This is a genomic window from Streptomyces massasporeus (assembly GCF_014648995.1).
Taxonomy (GTDB): Bacteria; Actinomycetota; Actinomycetes; order Streptomycetales; family Streptomycetaceae; genus Streptomyces; species Streptomyces massasporeus.
The window spans coordinates 1-527 of the sequence record NZ_BMSE01000081.1; the positions used below are offsets into that span (position 1 = coordinate 1).

Sequence of the window (527 nt, forward strand, 5' to 3'; positions counted from 1 at the left end):
CCGCCGCTGTCTGCCGTGGACAGCGAACCGGACCAGTGGAGGACACCGTGAGCACCGAGCAGCGCGACCAGCAGCAGCCGCAGGCGCCGGCACCCGCGCCCCAGCCGCAGGACCCGCGCAAGGAGTTCGCGAAGAAGGGCGCCCTGGCCGCGATCGGCGGCGCCTTCTCTGGGGCGGCCAAGGCCGCGGTGGCTCGCCTCCTGGGCGGCGACTCCTGACGCCCGACCTGCCGCGCCAGAACACCAGCCGCGTACGGTCCTGGGCCATGACGCGTATGAGGGCCTGCCAGCAGTGCCAGGAGAGTTTCACGATCGCCTCAACGGGGCGCCCGCCCCGCTACTGCTCGGCGACATGCCGCAAGAAGGCCTGGGAGGCCCGGAAGATGCAGGAGGTCGTAGCGGTGGCGGTGGCCAAGGCCGTGGCGGCCGAGCGGCGTCGGGCGAATCGTGGGAACGAAACTCGGCAGGCCCCGGACATTCGTGGGAACGAAACTCCGCCGCAGGCCACAGCCCCGGCGCCCCCGGCCG

Annotated in this window: 1 protein-coding gene; it reads left to right on the top strand. The window is 73.1% G+C overall.

Annotation, left to right across the window (positions count from 1 at the left end; translation table 11 throughout):
* Positions 1-47: 47 nt before the first annotated feature.
* Positions 48-218, top strand: a complete 171-nt coding sequence (locus IE153_RS41335) for a hypothetical protein (protein WP_189409995.1) — start codon at positions 48-50, stop codon at positions 216-218.
* Positions 219-527 lie beyond the last annotated feature (309 nt).